This window comes from Collinsella aerofaciens (assembly GCF_028209395.1).
Taxonomy (GTDB): domain Bacteria; phylum Actinomycetota; class Coriobacteriia; order Coriobacteriales; family Coriobacteriaceae; genus Collinsella; species Collinsella aerofaciens_AZ.
On record NZ_JAQLDQ010000001.1, the window covers coordinates 102,594 to 116,674 of the forward strand.

Below are 14,081 nucleotides of genomic sequence, written 5' to 3' on the forward strand. Positions count from 1 at the left end.
GGGTATGTTTGGCCGCGGATACGGCGGTTGCTGATACGATAGATACGTTAGCAACTGCCGCCGAGCGGCTCAAACGAAAGGAACCCTGTATGGAGTCCTCCGCCTATCCGATGCTCTTTAGCCCGATCAAGGTCGGTACGACCGAGGTCAAGAACCGCGTCTTTATGCCGCCGGTATCTACCAACCTGGCCGATCACGGATATGTGACCGACGATTTGGTCGATCATTACCGTGCCCGCGCCAAGGGCGGTGTGGGCCTGATCATCACCGAAGTCGTGACGGTCGAGCCCACCTATACCTATCTGCCGGGTGACATGTGCTGCTACGACGACACGTTTATTCCTGGCTGGGAAAAGCTCGCCGCGGCCGTCCACGAGTACGGTTGCAAAATCATGCCGCAGCTCTTCCACCCCGCCTACATGGCCTTTAACATTCCGGGCACGCCGCGCCTGATCGCTCCGTCCTTTGTGGGCCCGTCCTATGCCCGCGAGGCACCGCGCCCCATCACGGTCGACGAGATTCACGAGCTCACGCATCAGTTTGGCGACGCTGCCGTGCGTATGCAGAAGGCTGGCGTCGATGGCGTTGAAGTCCATGCGGCACACGCCCACGGCATGCTCGGCGGCTTTTTGACTCCGCTCTACAACAAGCGTACCGACGAGTATGGTGGCTCGCTCGACGCCCGTATGCGCTTCTTGCTCGAGGTCATCGCCGAGATTCGTGAGCGCTGCGGCAAGGACTTTATCATCGACGTCCGCATTTCGGGCGATGAGTACACCGATGGCGGCCTGACCCTCAACGACATGATCTACGTCTCGCGTCGCCTGGAGAAGGCCGGCGTCGACATGATTCATGTGTCGGGTGGTACCACCATCAAGCGCGGCTCCGCAATTCCCGCCGCCGGTACCCAGCAGGCCTCGCATGCCGCCTGCTCGCGCGAGATCAAAAAGCACGTCAACATTCCCGTCGCCACCGTCGGTCGCATTAACGAGGCCTGGATCGCCGAGGAGCTGATCGAGGACGGCGCTGCCGACATCTGCATGATGGGCCGCGCCAATCTGTGCGATGCCGAGTTCTGCAATAAGGCCGCTGCCGGCAACGCCGACGATATCCGCCCCTGCATTGGCTGCCTGCGCTGCCTGAACGGCATCATGTTCGGCAAGCGCATCTCCTGCACCGTCAACCCCGATGTTGAGCGCGACGAGGCCGGTTACGAGCCTGCCGCCGAGGCCAAGAACGTACTGGTTGTGGGCGCTGGTCCTGCGGGCATGGAGGCGGCGTTCATTGCCGCCAAGCGCGGCCATAACGTGGTGCTCGTGGATAAGCAGGACGAACCGGGCGGCGAGATGCGCATCGCAGCCGTTCCGCCGGCAAAGCAGGAACTCACCCGCGTGATCAAATACCAGTATCGCCGTCTTGCTGAGGCGGGCGTGAAGTGCGTCTTTGGCACCGAGCTTACTGCCGAGGACATTCAGCGCGACTATGCCGGCTACGAGGTCGTCCTGGCTTATGGCGCCGAGCCCATCGCCCCGGCCTTCATGCAGGGCTTTAAGCAAGTTATGACGGCTGACGACCTGCTGGGCGGCAAGGCTTTCCCGGGCAAGAAGATCGTCATCGTGGGCGGCGGCACCGTCGGCTGCGAGACGGCCGATTACCTGGCCCCGTTGGTCAACGACCTGTCGCCGGCCAATCGCGACGTCACCGTCATCGAGATGACCAAGACGCTCGCCGCTAACGAGGGCGGCGCCGGTCGCGCGGTGCTCATCACGCGCATGCTCTCCAAGGGCGTTCACGTGCTAACCGAGGCCAAGGTGACCGAGATCACCGAGGACACCATCTCGTACGAAAAGGATGGCCAGATCCACACCATCGCCGATGCCGATACGCTGGTGCTTGCCATGGGCTATCGTCCCAATACCAAGCTTGCCGACGACCTTGCCGCTGCCGGCGTTGCCATCCACGTGCTGGGCGATGCCAACAAGTGCGGCAACATCCGCGACGCTATCGGCGATGGCTACAAGGTTGCCTGCGAACTCTAGTCAACCCCTTGGTGCATGAAGAGGGGCGTCTCTGCGCCATCCGATAGCAAAACAGCGGTGGTGTCCCGGGTTTCGGGATGCCGCCGCTTGCTCTTGCGGTGCTGGCGACGTGAGCACCGCCTCTTTCACCGCAATTGAGGGGATGGGGGATGCGATAGTATTACGTGGTATTCGACAAACCGTGAGCTTCATCCGAGGGCTTTATGGAACAACACCAGCATTATCAGAGCCTGCAAGACCAGGCATACAACGCATTGCGCTCCAAGATCATCTATGCCGAGCTCAAGCCCGGCACGCGTCTTTCGGCGATTGGTCTGGAAAAGGAGACGGGAATCGGGCGCACGCCCATTCGCGAGTCCTTTGTGCGCCTGCGCGAGCAGGAGCTGGTGGAAACGCGTCCCAAAAGCGGCACCTATGTCTCAAAAATCAGCATGGAGCGCGCCGAGAACGCCTGTTTCTTGCGCGAGAAACTCGAGCGAAGCGTGCTCATCAAATGCTGTTCGGCCGCCACACCCGAGCAAAAGCATCGGCTCGAGCAGATTCTTGCCGAGTCCGAATCGCTCGACCATCGCGAAACACGTCGCTTTTTCGATCTGGACAACCTGTTCCACGAGACGTGTTTTGAGATTGCCGGCCGCCACATGTTGTGGGATTGGATGAAGAGCGTCAACACGCATTTTGAGCGATACAACTGGTTACGTATGGTGTCGCAGGATTTGGATTGGGAGCCGATTCGTCGGCAGCATCGCCGGATTCTCGAGGCCATTAAGAAGGGCGATACCGATACGGCGAGCTATTTGGCAGAGACGCACTTGCATCTGATGCCCGAGGAGCAGGGCCCGGTTATCGCCTTGCATCCCGACTATTTCGAGCTGCCCAAAGACTCGGCTATCTAACTCGCCCCCTTTATTTGCTGCGGTGAAATTAAGATCGCTCTGCGGCTCTGGTGGCGTAGGCAGTCCGTATAAATGCCTAAAATGGCTCAGGTTGCCGACAATGGGGAAACGGGGTGCGCTATGGCGCAGATGAGAATCAAGGACATTGCCGCCGAGGCGGGCGTGAGCCCGGCCACGGTCTCGCGCTACCTCAATAACCGCCCCGGGCAGATGACCGAGGAAACCCGCGCCCGCATCGCGGCGGTTATCGAGCGCACCGGCTATCGCCCGCGTGCCGCCGCGCGTAATTTGCGCAGCTCGCGCACCAATCTCATCGGCGTGATCATGGCCGACATTAGCAACCCGTTCTCCAGCGCCATGCTTGAGGACCTTTCCGCCAGCGCCGCTGCGCGCGGCTGCTCGCTCATGACGGCCGTTAGCGGCAATGATCCTGCTAAGGAGGCCGAATCGCTCACCAGGCTTATCGATGCCGGCGTGGACGGCCTCGTCGTTAACACCTGCGGCGGCAACGACGAGGCGATCGCCGCGGCCGCGGGACGCCTGCCTGTCGTTCTGCTCGACCGCGATGTTGCCGCCGGCGGCATCGATCTGGTGACCTCCAACAACCGTGAGCTGGTCGCCGGCCTGGTAGACGCCTTGGCCTCTGCAGGCAGCGAGCGTCTGTGCCTGCTCACCGAGGCGAGCGACGACAGCCCCGTGCGTCGTGAGCGCGCCGAGGCCTTTGCCGACGAGCTCTCGCGTCGCGGTCTGGCAGGCGAGGTCGTTACCCTGGCCGATGGTGGCGCCACGGGCGTCGGCCGCCTGGACGAGGCCATCCGCGAGTACGCGGGTAAAAAGCTCGGCCTTATCGCCGTCAACGGCTTAGTCTTTCTGCGTCTGACCGAGGCGCTGGCGCAGCTGGGTCCCTCGCTGCCGGCGGGTCTCAGGATCGCGACGTTTGACGATTACCCCTGGCACCACGTGCTCTTTGGCGGTGTGACCACGGCCGCGCAAGACACCCTTACCATTGCCGAGCGCGTAGTCGAGCGCCTGTCCGAGCGCATCGACGTCGTTACCACTACGGTGGGCGATGCCGCAAAGCTCGCCCCCAAGCGCATCGAGGTCCCCGGCCACATCGAACACCGCGCTTCGACCTCGCGCTAGTCTGTGTGATAATATATAGACAATGTCATACAGGAGGTATCCATGGCTGCGTCTGTGCTGAGTGTGCGAGTGGACTCGTCAATTAAAGATTCATTTGCCGAGCTGTGCGAAGAACTTGGCATGACTTCGTCTGTTGCAGTCAATATGTTTATGAGACAGATGCTGCGCGAGCGTTCGCTGCCGTTTGTCCCTTCACTCGGTAAAAGCTCTGCGAGCGGAAGCGTCGCGGCGGGCATTTTGGATACCGCTCAGATTGAGTCCGCTGTCCGTGAGGCGGCCAGCCCGATTCCCGCCATCAAAAGCGTGATTCTTTTTGGCTCGTATGCTCGTGGCGACGCGCGTGCCGATAGTGACATTGACTTGCGTCTCGAAGTCGATCGCGATCAGGGCTTTGGCCTTTTCGCGTTGTCGGCATTCGGCGAGGCGGTGCGCAAAGAAACTGGGAGGCAGGTTGATCTTGTCTCGAGCGACCATCTTGATGCCGATCTTGCCGCGGTAATCGAGCGCGAAGGAGTGATCCTTTATGATCGCGCGTAAGTCAGACGGCCTCCGCGCCCAAGAGGTCTTGGACGCCATCTCTGAAACGAACGAGCGCATCAAGGCTTTTGATATCACCGAGGACCAGTTTCTGCATGCGAATGACGTGCGGACGAGGGCGTTGGCGGACTCCCTTTTGATGTGCGCGCTTAGGGTGACGGAAGAAGCGGGCAAGTTGTCGGAACGCTCGCAGCGGCTTCATCCCGAAATTGAGTGGCGTGGAATTATCGGCATGAGAAATTACCTCGCGCATGATTACGGCAATGTCGACCGATCGGTTGTTTGGGATGCGGTGACGATGGAGTTCCCAGCGCTGGAACGAGCGTGTAGGCAAATTGTTTCCGAATCTGAACGCTAGCCATTCGTTCGCAACTGCCTGTTCACACACGTTTTTTGAGCGCTTGATACGCTTTAACCCTGCGGAAACATTTTTCTGCGATAGTATCTGCGATATAGACCAGTCGAAACCCGCCCGAAAGAAAGGGGAGCGACATGAACCAGCAGAACATCGATTACGTACTCCGCTCCGTAGAGCAGCGTGACATCCGCTTTGTGCGTCTGTGGTTTGTCGACATTCTCGGCCGCCTCAAGAACTTTGCCATTAGCCCCGAGGACCTCGAGGTCGCTTTTGAGGAGGGTATTGGCTTTGACGGCTCCGCCATCGAGGGCTTTGCCACGCCCGAGGAAGCCGACATGCTGGCGTTTCCCGATGCTTCGACCTTCCAGATTTTGCCGTGGCGCCCGAGCCACAACGGCGTCGCCCGCGTGTTCTGCGACGTGTGCACCCCCGACCGCAAGCCCTTCGCCGGCGATCCGCGCGATGCGTTGCGCCGCATGTTCTATAAGGCCGAGAAGGCTGGCTACCTGCTCAACGTGGGCGCCGAGCTGGAGTATTACTACTTCCCCGACGAGCACACCCCCGAGCCGCTCGACAACGTGGGCTACTTCGATCTTTCGGTGAGTGACGCCGCCCGCGACCTGCGCCGCAACACGGTCCTCACGCTCGAGAAGATGTCCGTGCCCGTGGAGTACACCTTCCACGCCGCCGGCCGCTCGCAGCACGGTATGAGCCTGCGCCATGCTGAGGCCCTGAGCATGTCCGACGCCATCACCACGGCCAAACTCATCATTAAGCAGCAGGCCTACGAGAGCGGTTGCCACGCCTCCTTTATGCCCAAGCCGTTGGCGGGCGAGGACGGCAGCGCTATGTTCCTGTGCCAGTCGCTATTCGACCACGACGGCAACAACGTCTTTTGGGGCGAGGACGACGAGAAGTACCACCTCTCCGACGTCGCCAAGCACTATATGGCCGGCATTCTGGCGCATGCCCGCGAGATCAGCGCCATCACCAACCCAACGGTCAACTCGTACAAGCGCATCACCACAGGCGGCGACTCCGTGCCGCAGTACGCCACGTGGGGCCTGCGCAACCGCGCGAGCATGGTCCGCATTCCGGTCTACAAGCCCGGCAAGCAGCTGTCCACGCGCATCGAGCTTCGCAGCCCCGACCCCATGGCCAACCCGTACCTGGTCAACGCCGTCACGCTGGCGGCTGGTCTGGACGGCATCGAGCGCAAGCTGGAGCTCCCGCCCGAGGCCACGGCCGAGACGCTCAAGCTTACCGACCGCCAGATGGTCGAGGCCGGCTACACGCCGCTGCCGCGCTCGCTCAAAGAGGCGCTCGACGTGTTTGAGGACTCGCAGTTTATGAAGGATGCCCTCGGCGAGCACATCCACAGCTTCTTCCTTAAAAAGAAGCGTGACGAGTGGCATAAGTTTGAGTCTACGATCACCGAGTGGGAGATCAAGCACTACCTGGCGAACTCCTAATCGCGCTGGCTTGTTCCAGTACGATTGAGCTCATTTCTTTGGAGGCCGATATGTCCGAAAAGAGTGCCCTGTTCATGGCGCGCACGACGCGCTTCCACGAGTTTGCCCGCAGCTTGACGACCACCCTGGGTGTCGAGGTGAGCCTGGCTACCCCCGATTCGCCGACTGCGGCGCACGACTTTGACCTGCTGATCCTCGACTCAGACGGCATCCGCAGCGACCGCATCGATCAGATTGCCAAGTGGCTTGACGATCGCGGCGGCGTCCCCATGCTGGTGATTGTCGACGACGAGGCGCTCGGTACCTTGCGCCTGCCCAATCACGCACATGCCGACTTTGTATGCCCCACGGCGACGCCCAACGAGCTTAAGGCTCGCGCGCAGCGCCTGATGGGCGAGGAGGAGACCGTCACCGCCGACGATGTGCTCAATATCGATAACCTCGAGATTAACCTGGCTACCTACCAGGTGACGCTCGATAACGAGCCCATCGACCTGACGCTGATGGAGTACTCGCTGCTGAGCTTTTTGGCGACGCACCCCAACCGCGCCTACAGCCGCGAGGTGCTGCTGCACCGCGTATGGGGCTTTGAGTACTGCGGCGGCACGCGCACCGTCGACGTGCACATTCGACGCATCCGCTCCAAGGTGGGTCCGCAGATCGCGGCGCACATCACCACCGTCCGCGGCGTGGGCTATCTGTTTAAGGACTAGATTTCCACCACAAAGGGGACAGGCACTTTTGTGGTGGTTTTGACGCAGGTACGGATTCCTTTCGGGTCTGCGGCAGAACTTAAGCCTTCCTAAAAGATTGCGTTCTCATACACTTGCGCCCGCATATTGGGGTACAACTCAACGTGAACAATGATGGCCCGCCACATGTTTGGCGGGCCTTTGGTTATTTGACGAAAGGATCGCAGCCATGAGCGAGTACGATTCCCAGCGTCCCCAGGATGCGGGCAACGCCGGCGAGACCCAGCAGCAGCCGCGTGTGCAGGTGGAGTCGACGCCTGCCGGCAGTAACATTCCCTACGTGCAGGCCTACGACACGCAGACCGGCAAGCCGCTGGGTGGCCAGCAGGTCGTGAACAAGCACACGGTGGTCAAGACCAAGACCAAAAAGCTGCCGATCTTTATTACGGCGCTTGCCGGCTGTGCCTGCGGAGCCCTGCTGGTCATTGCGCTCATTATGAGCGGCACGCTCGATATCGGTGGCGGCAAGAATGCCGTGACGGCGGGTGCTTCGGGTTCGTCGACGCAAAAGATCACCATTGACTCCGAGGACACCACGCTGGCCGAGGCCGTTTCTGCTAAGGCCCTGCCCTCCGTGGTTTCCATCACCGCCACTTCGAGCGGCAGCCAGAATGGCTCGCTTTCGCAGTCTGCTGATGAGTCGGACAGCTCGGGCAGCGTCGGCTCGGGCGTGGTGCTCGATACCGAGGGCCACATCCTCACCAACAACCACGTGGTCGATGGTTACGACCAGTACGTGGTGACCATGGACGACGGCACCACCTATGAGGCCGAGTTCGTGGGCAACGATGCTTCGAGCGACCTCGCCGTCATTAAGCTCAAGGACGCCGACGCCTCCAAGCTCACGCCGATCGAGATCGGCGACTCCTCCAAGCTCAACGTGGGCGAGTGGGTCATGGCGATCGGCTCGCCGTTCGGCAACGAGCAGTCTGTCTCCACGGGTATCGTGTCGGCGCTGTATCGCTCCACGGCTATGAGCTCTACCAGCGGTAACACCATCTATGCCAACATGATCCAGACCGATGCCGCCATCAACCCGGGCAACTCTGGCGGCGCGCTCGTCAACGACAATGGCGAGCTTGTGGGTATCAACTCGCTCATCGAGAGCTACTCGGGCTCCAGCTCGGGCGTGGGCTTTGCCATTCCCGTTAACTATGCCAAGAACATTGCCGACCAGATCATCGACGGCAAGACGCCGGTGCATCCGTACATGGGCGCTACGCTTTCGAGCGTCAATGCGCTCAACGCCCGCACCAACAAGCTGAGCACCGATAGCGGCGCGTATGTGGCGAGCGTCGTTGAGGACGGCCCTGCCGCCAAGGCTGGCATTCAGGAGGGCGACGTCATCACCAAGCTGGGCGATGACGAGATCACGAGCGCCGATGGCCTGATCATCGCACTGCGCAGCCACGAGGTGGGCGAGAAGGTCGAGATCACACTCATGCGCGGCAAGGAAGAGAAGAAGGTCACTGTCGAGCTGGGCTCCGACGAGGAACTGCAGAACCAGCAGCAGAACGACAGTGCAACCGACACCGGCAACGGCGGTATTACCGACGAGCAGCTGCGCCAGTACCTGGAGGAACTGCTGGGCCAGCAGGGCCAGGGCCAGGGTCAAGGCTACGGTCAGGGTTTCTAACGAGCCGTATCGCACATATCGAAGCTAGAGGGGCTGTTCCGCCAGCGCGGGACGGCCCCTCTTTTCTTATTGATCCGTTGGGGACGGAGGAAAACGGATCACTTGGGGCTGACAAGAGGCCTGGTTCGGAATGGTCTGGACAGTTAGTTCAGATACGTATAAATCTGGGGCAGCTTGGGATGCGTTTTGAGCAATTTTTGATTGGGATGGGGTTTGAATGGATGCTTGGGAGGGCGAGCGGGACGTTTACATGGTCTCGAGGAGCCCAAATTAGTCGAAACAGGGGTGTTCGTGCCTGATTCAGCTCTAGGATTTATACGTATCTGAACTAACTGTCCACCCCGGTCCGGCCGCTGCCGATTCGGTGCGGTTCGAAAGGGTTATTCGGCCCCATGGTGACCGGTGGTACTCTAGTATCCGTTTGAAATCGAGCGAAGGAGTGCCGCTATGGAGCAATCGAGCCTGTTTGGTGACGGCGTGGACATCGATACCGAAACGCCCGCGAGCACGGATACCGCTGCACCGGCCGATGCCCGTGCCCAGGCGGCAGCGCGTGCGGCCGAGCTGCGCCACGAGCTCGATTACCACGCCTATCGCTACTACATGCTCGACGCGCCCGAGATCACGGATGCCGCATTCGACAAAATGCTCGTTGAGCTGCAAGAAATCGAGGCTGCCTACCCCGACCTGGTGACGCCCGACAGCTATACTCAGCGCGTGGGCGGCTACGTGAGCGAGCAGTTTACGCCGGTCACGCACATGGCGCGCATGTATTCCATGGACGATGCCATGGATCTGGACGAACTTGACGCATGGCTCCAACGCACCGAGGACGCGCTCGGTGCCGGCAGCGTCACCTATACCTGCGAGCTCAAGATCGACGGTCTGGGCGTGGCCCTTACTTACCAAAACGGCACCTTCGTGCGCGCGGCCACGCGCGGCGATGGCATCACGGGCGAGGACGTGTCGCTCAACGTGCGTACCATCAAGGATGTGCCCATGCACCTGTCCGAGCCGGCGCTCGCCCACATGGGTGCCGACCGCGAGCGTACCATCGAAGTACGCGGCGAGGTCTATATGCCCAAGGGCAGCTTTGTTCGTCTGAATGAAGAGGCCGATGCCGAGGGCCGCGACCCCTTCGCCAACCCGCGCAACGCCGCCGCCGGCAGCCTGCGCCAAAAGGATCCCAAGGTCACGGCGCGTCGCGACCTGGCCACCTTTATCTATGCCATCGCCGATACCGACCCGCTGCACGTCCACAGCCAGCGCGAGTTCCTCGATTGGCTGCGCAGTGCCGGCTTTAGCGTCAACCCCAACGTGGCACGCTGCGCTACGCCGGCCGAGGTTCACGAGTTCTGCGCCCGGGCCCTCGAGCACCGCGGCGACCTGGATTACGACATCGACGGCGTGGTCGTAAAGGTCGACAGCTTTCAGCAGCAGCTCGACCTGGGCTTTACCGCCCGCGCACCGCGCTGGGCCATTGCCTTTAAGTTCCCGCCCGAGGAAAAGCAGACCGTCCTGCGCGAAATTCGCATCCAGGTGGGCCGCACCGGTGTGCTCACGCCGGTCGCCGAGTTCGACCCGGTGATGGTTGCCGGCTCCACCATCGCGCGCGCCACGCTGCACAACATCGACGAGATTCGCCGCAAAAACGTGCGCGAGGGCGACACCATCATCGTGCACAAGGCGGGTGACGTGATCCCCGAGGTCGTGGGGCCGGTGCTCGACAAGCGCCCGGCCGATTCGGTCGACTGGCACATGCCCGAGGTCTGCCCCGTGTGCGGCAGCCCCGTGGTCCATGAGGATGGCGAGGTTGCCTACCGCTGCGTGTCCATCGACTGCCCCGCGCAGCTCAAGGAGCGCCTGCTCCATTGGGTGAGTCGCGGCTGCATGGACGTCGACGGCCTGGGCGACGAGATCGTCGACAAGATGATTGCCGCCGGGCTGATCCACGATGTCGCGGACTTCTACCAGCTCACGGTCGACGACATCGCAGGCCTGGACACGGGGCGCACCTATGCCAGCTCCAACAGCAAAAAGGGCGTCAAGAAGGGCGACCCCATTCCGGTGGGCCTCAAGACGGCTGAGAAAATCATCGCCGAGCTCAACAAGTCCAAGAGCCAGCCGCTCGGTCGCGTGCTGTTTGCCCTGGGCATCCGCCACGTGGGCAAGAGCGTGGGCGAGGTCATCGCCGAGCGATTCCTGTCGATTGACAAGCTCATCTTGGCGAGCGAAGAGGATATTGCCGAGTGCGAGGGTATCGGTCCCAAGATTGCGGCGAGCGTCAAGCAGTTCCTTGCCGTGCCCGAGAACCTTGCCGTGCTGGAGCGCCTGCGTCAGGCGGGTCTGTCACTCGAGGTCGACTTGGGCGCCGCGCACGCGCAAGCTGCAGCCGACGCTGGCGTGGCAGGCGAGCTCGCCGACGCACAACCACTCGCAGGCCTGACCTTCGTGCTCACCGGCACGCTTGTCAACCGCACGCGCGACGAGGCGGGCGCGGCGCTCAAGGTGCTCGGCGCCAAGGTTTCGGGCAGTGTTTCTAAGAAGACGAGCTACCTGGTCGCCGGTCCCAAAGCGGGCTCCAAGCTCACCAAAGCCGAGCAGCTGGGCGTACCCGTGCTGGACGAGGACGCACTCGAGCAGATCTTGGCTACCGGCGAGGTGCCTGAGGCGTAAGGCATCGATAGCCAAATTGAAGAACCGCCCGGAAGCACGATGCCTTCCGGGCGGTTCTTACTTTGCTGGGGCAACCGGCACCGTGATCTGCGTTACGTAGGTTGCCGGGTCGTCGCTGATGATGTCGTCGATCAAGGCGATCTCGCGCGAGGGGCCGGCGGGCGTCAGGTTGTGTTCGCGCATATAGCTGAGCAGCCGCTCGTAGCGCGGGGCTGCTTGTCCGTGCGTGCCGCGGAAGCTTATGGTTAGGCAGCGCGCGGCGGGCCGCACCTCGACGTCGCCCAAGTAATCATCGGTGTCATCGAGCAGCAGGAAGACCTCGTCGTAGCCATCAAAGTCGCCGGCGGCGAGGCGTTCGGGCGCGATGCCCACACCCAGATTGCCCAGATAGGCAAAGGTTTCGTGCTGCCCCTGCTGAAGCTGGCGGATATGCCATCCCAGCGAATAGGCGTCGGTGGGATTGACGCGCTCGTGCAGCGTGGCGCAGCGAAGTTCGGGTTCCTCGATTTCGCTAATGGTGTCGAGATCAGCATTCAAAGCGCCATGAAGCAAGGCAAGCCGCTGGTCAATCTTGCGCGACATGCGCTCCAACTCACGCCGCCTGTGCTCAATTAACTCCTGTTGCTTGGTCAGTTGCCGTTGCATCAAATCCATATCGCGCGTAGTGACAAACTCGCGAATCTGGGCCAGCGGCAGGTCAAGAACGCGCAGGTTGCCGATGGTGTTGAGGGTGGAGAGCTGCCGCGATCCGTAGTAGCGGTACCCACTCGTCGGATCGACATATGCCGGTTCCAATAGCCCCATCTGTTCGTAATGGCGCAGTGTGCCCACGCTCAAATTGAGCAAGCGCGCCACCTCGCCAATGCGGAGCAGGCCCTCGGTGTGTTCGCTTGGCATGTCGGTCACAGGACCGCTCCTTTCGGTAAAACAGGGGAGAGGCGCTAGGCCTGCGTTGCCCCGCTACGCCATCAGCTTGTCAAAAGTTCCGCGGCGGTTGAGCACGGTAAATGCAATCACGCAGATGGCCGCCGACAGAATCGACCCGCACGGCGAGGCGATACCCATGGGGAACAGCGTGTCGGAATAGGCGTTCGACAGCAGCCATGCGCCGGGTACGCGAATGAGCGCCACGGCCAGCACGTTGTGCGCAAAGCCGATGTAGCTCTTGCCGTATGCAGCGAAAAAGCCGCTAAAGCAAATGTGGATGCCGGCAAAAATCGCGTCGAAAATATAGCTGCGCATATAGCCGGTGCCGGCGGCGACCACCGCGGGGTCCTTGGCAAAAAAGCCGATAAACGCCGGCGCCACCAGCCACATCAGCACCGTGATCAGGCAGCCGTACACCACCGAGACGGTCATGGCATCCTTGAGCACCTGGCGCGCGCGGTCGCCCTTGCCTGCGCCGGCGTTTTGCGCCGTGAGCGCGCTGACGGTAGCGCCCATGGAACTCGGCACGATAAACAAAAAGCTGATCATCTTTTCGACCAAGCCTACGGCGGCGGCATCAACCAGGCCGCGGTGGTTGGCGATGACGGTGATGAACATAAACGCCACCTGGATGCAGCCGTCCTGCACGGCTACGGGCACGCCGATTTTAAGGATGCTGCCGAGCACCTCGGGCTGGGGGCGTAGGTCGCTGCGCTTGAGGTGAATGTGCGTACGGCGGCTCTTGAGCCACACGAGCGCGAGAGCCACGCTCGCCGTCTGCGCGATGACTGTGCCGAGTGCCGCGCCTACGGGGCCGAGCCCCATGTGGCCGATAAACAGAAAGTCGAGCGCGATGTTGATGATGCATGCCACGCCAATCACGTACATGGGCGAGCGCGAATCGCCTAGGCCGCGAAAGATGGCCGAGAGGATGTTGTACGCGGCGATAAAGGGAATGCCCATAAAGCAGATACGCAGGTAGGCGGCGGTGCCCTCGACCGCCTCGGCCGGCGTGCCAATGAGTGCCACAATCTGCGGACACAGTGCGAGCAGGACAGCGGCCAGCACCACCGAGACACCCATAAAGAGCGTGATGGTGTTGCCGATGGCGGTCTCGGCGCGGTCAAACCGACGCGAACCCACGGCGTGGCCGACGATAACCGTCGTTCCCATGGCCAGGCCCACGAGCGTCACGGTAATGATATAGAGCGTCTGCGCGCCGTTGCCCACGGCGGTGATGCCGGCGGCGCCGCTAAACTGCCCCATCATGTACAGGTCGGCCATGCCGTAGAGCATCTGCAAAAAGTACGAGAGCATATAAGGCAGGGCAAAGACCGCGATGGTCTTAAGGACATTGCCGCGTGTGAGGTCGTGTTCCATGGGCGGGGCTTTCTGGCTTGGTCTGTTTACGTACCAGTGTAGTGAAAACCCTACAACGATTATAGAGTCAAGGTTTATGTTGGCAGTGGGGCGAAAAAGTCACGCTCGCGTTCATTTCTAATTGAATACAGGGGCGCGTCCTGCGAGCTTGGTGCCTGCACTAGCCTTGCAGAAATCGATTTCGGAACACTTGACACCGCCGCACGGCGCGCCATAATACGTGGGTTTGCGAACAACGTTTGATGGGGGATGAACCTGCGTGCGC

At 61.3% G+C, this 14,081-nt stretch carries 11 protein-coding genes; 9 read left to right on the forward strand and 2 right to left on the reverse strand.

Annotated elements, in window-relative coordinates; genetic code table 11:
* The first annotated feature begins 89 nt into the window (after positions 1-89).
* The 9 genes from PMW67_RS00445 to ligA all read left to right on the forward strand — a co-directional run bounded on the left by PMW67_RS00445 (position 90) and on the right by ligA (position 11,509).
* Complete coding sequence (locus tag PMW67_RS00445; protein WP_271738480.1) at positions 90-2,039, forward strand: NAD(P)/FAD-dependent oxidoreductase; 1,950 nt, start codon at positions 90-92, stop codon at positions 2,037-2,039.
* A 203-nt stretch (positions 2,040-2,242) separates the two neighbouring features.
* Positions 2,243-2,935, forward strand: a complete 693-nt coding sequence (locus PMW67_RS00450) for a GntR family transcriptional regulator (protein ID WP_271738481.1) — start codon at positions 2,243-2,245, stop codon at positions 2,933-2,935.
* Between the two features lie 120 nt (positions 2,936-3,055).
* Positions 3,056-4,078 (forward strand): LacI family DNA-binding transcriptional regulator, encoded by a 1,023-nt coding sequence (locus PMW67_RS00455; RefSeq protein WP_271738482.1) that lies wholly within the window; start codon positions 3,056-3,058, stop codon positions 4,076-4,078.
* A gap of 42 nt (positions 4,079-4,120) precedes the next feature.
* On the forward strand, positions 4,121-4,615 hold the full coding sequence (locus PMW67_RS00460; RefSeq protein WP_271738483.1) for a type II toxin-antitoxin system RelB/DinJ family antitoxin: 495 nt from the start codon (positions 4,121-4,123) through the stop codon (positions 4,613-4,615).
* The gene (locus PMW67_RS00465) at positions 4,602-4,973 is read left to right on the forward strand and encodes a HepT-like ribonuclease domain-containing protein (protein ID WP_118258530.1); all 372 of its coding nucleotides are present in this window, start codon (positions 4,602-4,604) and stop codon (positions 4,971-4,973) included. The genes PMW67_RS00460 and PMW67_RS00465 overlap by 14 nt, the downstream gene beginning before the upstream one ends.
* A 134-nt stretch (positions 4,974-5,107) precedes the next feature.
* The gene (locus PMW67_RS00470; RefSeq protein WP_271738484.1) at positions 5,108-6,445 is read left to right on the forward strand and encodes a glutamine synthetase family protein; all 1,338 of its coding nucleotides are present in this window, start codon (positions 5,108-5,110) and stop codon (positions 6,443-6,445) included.
* 50 nt (positions 6,446-6,495) lie between these two features.
* Positions 6,496-7,158 (forward strand): response regulator transcription factor, encoded by a 663-nt coding sequence (locus PMW67_RS00475; protein WP_006234733.1) that lies wholly within the window; start codon positions 6,496-6,498, stop codon positions 7,156-7,158.
* Positions 7,159-7,366: 208 nt separating this feature from the next.
* On the forward strand, positions 7,367-8,833 hold the full coding sequence (locus tag PMW67_RS00480) for a S1C family serine protease (RefSeq protein ID WP_271738485.1): 1,467 nt from the start codon (positions 7,367-7,369) through the stop codon (positions 8,831-8,833).
* Between the two features lie 447 nt (positions 8,834-9,280).
* Positions 9,281-11,509 carry an NAD-dependent DNA ligase LigA gene (ligA, locus tag PMW67_RS00485; RefSeq protein ID WP_271738486.1) on the forward strand — a complete coding sequence of 743 codons (2,229 nt, stop codon included), beginning with the start codon at positions 9,281-9,283 and terminating at the stop codon, positions 11,507-11,509.
* Between the two features lie 57 nt (positions 11,510-11,566).
* Here ligA and PMW67_RS00490 read toward each other — a convergent pair whose 3' ends face one another.
* Together PMW67_RS00490 and PMW67_RS00495 are read right to left on the reverse strand one after the other, a co-directional pair.
* The gene (locus PMW67_RS00490; protein WP_233543612.1) at positions 11,567-12,406 is read right to left on the reverse strand and encodes a MerR family transcriptional regulator; all 840 of its coding nucleotides are present in this window, start codon (positions 12,404-12,406) and stop codon (positions 11,567-11,569) included.
* 63 nt (positions 12,407-12,469) lie between these two features.
* Complete coding sequence (locus PMW67_RS00495) at positions 12,470-13,816, reverse strand: MATE family efflux transporter (protein WP_117862461.1); 1,347 nt, start codon at positions 13,814-13,816, stop codon at positions 12,470-12,472.
* Positions 13,817-14,081 lie beyond the last annotated feature (265 nt).

Excerpts from the sequence above, each read along its gene's own strand:
- PMW67_RS00495 (WP_117862461.1), bottom strand. The coding sequence starts at position 13,816 with ATGGAACACGACCTCACACGCGGCAATGTCCTTAAGACCATCGCGGTC.
- PMW67_RS00460 (WP_271738483.1), top strand. The coding sequence starts at position 4,121 with ATGGCTGCGTCTGTGCTGAGTGTGCGAGTGGACTCGTCAATTAAAGAT.
- PMW67_RS00445 (WP_271738480.1), top strand. The coding sequence starts at position 90 with ATGGAGTCCTCCGCCTATCCGATGCTCTTTAGCCCGATCAAGGTCGGT.
- PMW67_RS00465 (WP_118258530.1), top strand. The coding sequence starts at position 4,602 with ATGATCGCGCGTAAGTCAGACGGCCTCCGCGCCCAAGAGGTCTTGGAC.
- PMW67_RS00480 (WP_271738485.1), top strand. The coding sequence starts at position 7,367 with ATGAGCGAGTACGATTCCCAGCGTCCCCAGGATGCGGGCAACGCCGGC.
- PMW67_RS00450 (WP_271738481.1), top strand. The coding sequence starts at position 2,243 with ATGGAACAACACCAGCATTATCAGAGCCTGCAAGACCAGGCATACAAC.
- PMW67_RS00470 (WP_271738484.1), top strand. The coding sequence starts at position 5,108 with ATGAACCAGCAGAACATCGATTACGTACTCCGCTCCGTAGAGCAGCGT.
- PMW67_RS00455 (WP_271738482.1), top strand. The coding sequence starts at position 3,056 with ATGGCGCAGATGAGAATCAAGGACATTGCCGCCGAGGCGGGCGTGAGC.
- PMW67_RS00475 (WP_006234733.1), top strand. The coding sequence starts at position 6,496 with ATGTCCGAAAAGAGTGCCCTGTTCATGGCGCGCACGACGCGCTTCCAC.
- PMW67_RS00490 (WP_233543612.1), bottom strand. The coding sequence starts at position 12,406 with ATGCCAAGCGAACACACCGAGGGCCTGCTCCGCATTGGCGAGGTGGCG.
- ligA (WP_271738486.1), top strand. The coding sequence starts at position 9,281 with ATGGAGCAATCGAGCCTGTTTGGTGACGGCGTGGACATCGATACCGAA.